Origin of the sequence: Ferrovum myxofaciens (assembly GCF_000735045.1) — a bacterium.
Classification (GTDB): Bacteria; Pseudomonadota; Gammaproteobacteria; order Burkholderiales; family Ferrovaceae; genus Ferrovum; species Ferrovum myxofaciens.
On the sequence record NZ_JPOQ01000029.1, the window covers coordinates 1 to 5967 of the forward strand.

A 5967-nucleotide genomic window follows, 5' to 3' on the forward strand; every position below is an offset into this window, starting at 1 on the left:
TTTTTTTTTGGAGGCCAATCTTGTTTGATGAAATGCGCGACAAGTGTTAAACGATGAATGCTGCGGTGCGGGACAGTCGGCCGTTCAAAACAACTGGCAAGCTCGTTCAACAACGCCGAGAGCGAGCGAGGACTTCTGCTAGAAAAATTGCTTACGGCACCGGCGTCGCGCAAATAATTCAGGTAGCCTCCCAAGATAACTTGAAAAAGCCGACAGGCTTTCAACAAGTTGTCCTTGGGAGCGAAACGCCCTTCCAGGTACCCGACCGTACTCCTTGTAGATCGATCCCCGTGCATCGCATGAAAGCGTGATCGGTAGTCCTTTTCGGCGGGCTCGCGAAGTTCAGTCAGAGTAAACTTCTGGAACTGATCAAAGCCATATTGCTCCTCACTCTGTACAAGCAGACGGTAATACTCGTTCAGCAGAAGCAAATAGGAATGAAACATCCGGGACAACTGGACACTGGGACGTAGTCGGAGCCGGGCAAGTAAACTTGCCATCCAAGTGAGTTCATCTGCGACATCAGAGACATGGCGCCACGACGAAATCGGGAGTTTCAGTCCGATAGACCACTTATCGTCGGCCACGTTAGCCAAGCTTTGACAGCACCGAGGCAGTTGCGTGTCAGATGCGATTCTGTCCTCTGCAGCGGCGGCGAGCCAAGCACGAAGTCGGCTGGCGACTCGCAGGTGCTGGTGAAAAACCTGTGCAGTTAAATCAGGATTCACCTGCCCCACCAGTTCGCGGACCCGATCAGAGTTGTTGTTAAGGGTCCAAGCAGCAACAAAGTCGCGGGTTTCTGCCCGCGAGTCGCGGATCGCACGCAACCAGCAAATCTCAGCATGCGTACTGCCATTCAGGTGCAGATGGGTTTCGTGCAAGCCTTCACGCTCGACGTAATCAACTACCGATGCTTCTTCGCTATGGAGCAGAGGCATGACTTGCCGTCTCCACGGTGCGTCTGAATGATCGTGCGAGTCAAGCCCCCTTGGAGAGGAGTGGTCTGAAGCATGCCGCCCAACGCCAAAGACCACGTCTGCCAAAGCCAAAATCGGAGCCGAAGAGAGGCGACTGACTACCCCCTGCTGCCATGCTCCCAAGTTCTTGCTTTGGACGCGAACCTTGCCGTGCCGTAGCTCCAAGCACTCGTCAATCAGTGCTTGAAGCGCACTGAGGAGAACGCAGTGGTTCGATTTTTGTCGCACAACTAAAAAACGCCATGCCGAATCAAACACATGATCCGGGAAGCGTGCGGCCCATGGCTGGTAGGCGAGATAGGCTGGCTCCCGCAAATTATCCCAACCCAATTCCTGCGCAAAGGGTGTTGTCCACGACAGGCGCAGAATACGGTGGTCAGACAACAACAGAGTGGAGAGGAGCGAGCCGATAGAGGCGGCTTGGGCACTCATGATCCGTTACTTTGTCCAGCACCATCTGTACCTGTATCGGCCTTCGGTTTTGTACGAGGGTCATTTTTCTTCTGCTGTGTACCCTTAGCATTTTCTGTTTCAGTGCTTTCTGTCCCTGTTTCGACTTTTCCACCCGCCACAGAGATGTTTTCCACGATATCAAATATCTCCGATGGGCAAAGTAGCGCCTCAATCTGATTCTCTCTAAAGTCATCTGGGAACAATGACTTTAGTATTTTGGCGTAACCTTTACGCTGGTCCAACAGCCCGAGAAGTATGGGGCATGTCGCCATGATGGAACTAAACGGAAAGATGCTTCTTTCTGGCTTCAACTTTTCGAGCTTCTCAACAAAGAAAGCGGCTGAATTTCGAGGGTTGTTTCTGTCGACTCGTACAGCATCTGTAGATACATCGAAGGCACTTGGCATGTGGTGTTCCGCTTCCTCAACCAAGAACGCATTAAGGACGCAGACCGCGAAAATCTCCATCAGCGTGGCGAACTTAGCGGTCTTTAACTCTTGAGCAGCGTTATGCAGGCTGAAGTAGATTCTAGTCCAGACCTTCCCCAGAAAAATTCCAGAGGGGAAAGTTTGTTTGGACAGACTTTCCACACTCTTTAGCCATTCATCAACTTTCGTCCAAAGGGCATCTCGCTTGGACTTGAGCTGTGATTCACCATTTTCGTCGTCCGGCTCATCAACCTCAATCTCGGCACCGCCTTTAAGTGACCAACTTGGAGCCGATACAGTCAAAGGAGGATACACACGGTCAAATGCCGTGCGTGCCATCTCGTTATCCTTGGATGCCTGAGAAAGTAGCTTTTCAACAAGACCAAGGATTGAGTAGATGGATCCATAGGTTCGTGGGCTTGTCTCACTTACAACGTGGACCATACCTAGCGCAAATACGGGCAAAGCCCCATGCGGCAATTTTATCGCTTTTTGTACGACGGTGCTAGCTGTCAATTCCTGCTTGGGTCGGTCTTTCGTACTCCTCCGCAATCCTACAATGCCTGGCGCCACAACTCGGCGTGCAGAGTTACCAGTGAAAGGCTGAGCTATCACGGCGGTAGCGCGCCGAGCCCAGTCGAGGCTGTCTTCCCTGCGGCCAACGCCCATATAGGACGTGAACCGCGCAACCGAATCCTGTGAGCGGGATAAGGCGTTTGTATCTAGGTGAGGCTGTGCCAATGAGTAGAGCGAGACGCTGCCGGGGCCACGCATAAGATATCGAAGAGCCGTTCCCGGCTTCTGTGCGCAGAAATTCGGCACCTCTCCTGCTAGGGCAGCAAAACAAGCTTTTATGTCCTGATTCGCTGACATAGGGCGCAGATAAGGCGCCGTATCAATGTCGCCGTCTTGTAGCGACAGGTCAAAAACCGCTTGAATCAAAGCCGGCAACTCCATAGCGGCAATGGCGTCAGTATCCACCGAAAGCTTGTAGAGACCGGTCAGTGCAAGCGCCTGCAGAGCGCGACTGAATTCGCGGGTCAGCTCGCGTGACCAATCCTCATCACTCGAGTTTGTGGGCGATAAAGCACCAACAAGGTGAGCCGCGCAACGCTCTATGACTTGCAACACGGTACGCAGGGGCTGCTTGAGCAGAAACTCGGTATACAGGGCCACATCAGATTTTGTCTTGATACGCAGGCCTCGCTTTACGATCGTATCGACCACCTCCTTCACGGAAAAGGGATTTACGCCCCAATCGGGATGAGCCACCTGGCATTCATCACGCTGAATGACGCTCCACAGAGGCTGCAATTGCATGCGTCGGCGGATTGGGAAAAGTTTGAGCAGGTACTGCTCTTCCAAGTGATCGATCATGCGCAGGTATTGTGCTGACCGGTCCCCGTTTTTTGAACTCCGCTGAAGATCAAGGGCCGCCTCGGGCTTACCGGCAACCGTCTTGGCGAAGTGTTGCCGCACGAGTAGCGAGTAGAGTTCTAAGTCTCCCGTCACCAGAACCATCACGCGCGGGGTGTCCAAGTACTTCCGGATGCATTCCAACAGAGGGACGGCAAACGTGGAGTCCGTGTCTGCATCGTCGAAACCCAGAAGGAGTACTTGTACCCCAAGGATGCGGCAAGCCAATTCAAAGAGGCGATGTAATCCCACTCTCAGTCTTACACTGTCACTCGTGCGCTCCAAACCCCAGTCAAGGAAAAGTTCTGGATCTAGATCGTTGAGTGGGTGGTAGTCTTTTTCGAAAATACTTAATCCGCCAGCGACCCTGCGGAATGCTTGGCGCCATTCCTCACAGAGTGAGTCATCTTCTAGATGGCAATTCGTCTTGAGTTTTGAATCGACTTGCATACGAAGTGCCTGTAGGATGAGAAGCAACGGCATTTCGCTACGTTCAATCCGACTTGGATCAATCACACTGAAGAACGCCATTCGTCCGCCGAGTTCACTGTCAGCTTTAAGAACAAGCATGACTGAACTCAAGAAGGTCGACTTACCTGCACCGCGGGAACCGTCAATAAACTGAGTCCAACCGCTGCCGTATGGGTACTCGCGCTGATTGGACGATCCAGCTGTTAGCAGAGGGGAGTCAAGGTGGTTTTTAATCTGCTTACGGAGCGATTGAAAGTGCCGAAGCTGAACTAACTCACAGGACGGTAGAGGTTGGGCGCTGTCCCCTTGGCCGAGTTGAATCAGTACATTGAGACGACTCGTGTCAAGCGATGGTTGTGTCAAGTTGGATTCCCCCTTTGTTAAAACTGTGATTCCAAAATCGAATTGTTTGGCGGCTTGCGCAGCCTCATGTCATTGGAAAATTCTACAACGTTAACACAGTGTTGGCGTGGTGGAGACCATTGATTATAAGTTATCATCTGGCTTTCTTCATGACCAAGTATCTGGTCAATCGGCGTCATTCAGGGATTCTGTCGCCTCAACCATCTTAAGCTGCCAACCGAACTGGTCGTTCCGGGTTCAGTTGGACAACCCCTACAGGCTCCCAGTTACGGATAGCCCCTGACCAGCGTTGTGGGTTCTTTTCCTTGGCTGCCTGATACACCACATGACGCTTGGTCAGTATCCCACAATCTTCCCTTCAACCAATTCCTCCCTGAATACAACGCCGCTCAGTGACCGCGTACCTACCACTTCACTCAATTAAACTGAATCGTTTCCCCCTGAATGGTCGGCAACGCTTCCTTCAACGCCCTGCTATATGCCATCCTTGCTGTCTGAAATACCGCTATCTGCGCTTTCAATCGCTCCATTTCCGTACCCACAAATTGCAGACTGGATAATTGTGCCTTGGCTTCATCTGAAAGTGAATCGAATTCATATTCGGTATTGTCTATCGTAATCTTTGCCATATTGAACTCTCAGTCTTGACTGCTATAAGTCGAAAAAAACCCCACCGCCTTTTGAGCAGTGGGGCTTAGAGTTTACTTCAATCCACGGTGAGTTGTGGGCATCTCTTTTTAGGGAGATTAGGCTATGTGGACAACGCCATGTGCTGCACCAGTAAAGGTGTGTGATCCGACCAGTTCAATCACCGTAAGTTGAGAATTTGCTGCAATAGGTGTTCCTGCTACCCCTGACTCCGCAACATAGGTATTACCCCCGAACACAGAGTAATTCACTTGATGTACTGTCGCATCAGCCGCAGTAACCAACGCAGCAACCGTGGCAGCCACTGTGCTTCCTGCGGTTGTTGCAGTTGTAGCAACGGTCAATGAGTTTGCCACATCGTTTGCAAAGGTAATCGCATCACCGGTAACCGCACCTGTAACAACCAGATTTGCTGCTGTCGGCACCCAAGTTGAAGCTGAAACAATCTGGCTACCAATCGAAATTGAATCAATTCCGGTAGTAGCAGTATGTGTACCCAAGGTCACGTTGTAAACACCAGTGGTATCGGTGTTTGGTCCACCCAGGGCGATCAGGTTGGAACCTGTACCTACTGTCACATTCACCGTACCTGCAGTACTTCCGTCAACGATGTAGTTGTTGCCATTTCCGACGGTGATACTGTCGGTTGCTCCAGTTGCAGCCCCCGTCAGGTTCAGGTTGATGTGGGCATTGTCCGTTCCAGCAGCAACCGTCACCCCCGCTGTAGCACCGGTCGCAGTCGATGCCGCATTGGTGGTGGCACCTGGATTGGTAGCGCCACTCCCGTCAATGGTCGCGCTTGTCAGAGTCAGCGTACCCGATGCAGCGCTAGCGGCAACAGTCGTCCAGCCAGTCGGAAGTGCGTAAGATCCCGAAATAACGTAATTATCAGCGTTCGTAGTCAGACCTCCTGCCAAATCCGCAGCAACTTGCGTAGCCGTCAGCGTCGTCTCAGCAGTAATCGTTACACCGTCGACCGTATAAGAATGCCCAACTGATAGGCCGGTCATTGCATATGATGCTGTTGCTGCTCCTGTTCCTGATCCTGCTGCTCCTGTTCCTGAAGAAAAGATGTCGGTGATCGGCGCACTAGTACAACATAACATCAAACAACTTACATATCATTCCAAGCCCAGATCGAAGTTACTCCACCGGAAGACAACCGGGTGTTCGTTCCATTCGGCAATCCCTTTTTCGATGCGGCCCTTCAG

3 protein-coding genes and 1 pseudogene are annotated in these 5967 nt (G+C 51.8%); all 4 read right to left on the reverse strand.

Annotation, left to right across the window (positions count from 1 at the left end; all coding sequences use genetic code 11):
• A pseudogene (locus tag IV91_RS0105450) lies at positions 1–1409 on the reverse strand (hypothetical protein); the annotation flags it as partial.
• A complete protein-coding gene (locus tag IV91_RS0105455; protein WP_150112397.1) occupies positions 1406–3844 on the reverse strand; it encodes a hypothetical protein in 2439 nt (812 codons plus the stop codon). The gene IV91_RS0105455 and the pseudogene IV91_RS0105450, both read right to left, overlap by 4 nt.
• A 680-nt stretch (positions 3845–4524) precedes the next feature.
• Positions 4525–4737 carry a DUF6447 family protein gene (locus IV91_RS0105460; protein WP_031596670.1) on the reverse strand — a complete coding sequence of 71 codons (213 nt, stop codon included), beginning with the start codon at positions 4735–4737 and terminating at the stop codon, positions 4525–4527.
• A gap of 117 nt (positions 4738–4854) precedes the next feature.
• A complete protein-coding gene (locus IV91_RS0105465; RefSeq protein WP_160171524.1) occupies positions 4855–5862 on the reverse strand; it encodes a hypothetical protein in 1008 nt (335 codons plus the stop codon).
• Positions 5863–5967: the final 105 nt, after the last annotated feature.

What these genes read in the sequence shown, in the direction of transcription:
- IV91_RS0105455 (WP_150112397.1), bottom strand. Translation starts at nt 3,844, where the DNA reads ATGCTTGTTCTTAAAGCTGACAGTGAACTCGGCGGACGAATGGCGTTC.
- IV91_RS0105460 (WP_031596670.1), bottom strand. Translation starts at nt 4,737, where the DNA reads ATGGCAAAGATTACGATAGACAATACCGAATATGAATTCGATTCACTT.
- IV91_RS0105465 (WP_160171524.1), bottom strand. Translation starts at nt 5,862, where the DNA reads ATGTTATGTTGTACTAGTGCGCCGATCACCGACATCTTTTCTTCAGGA.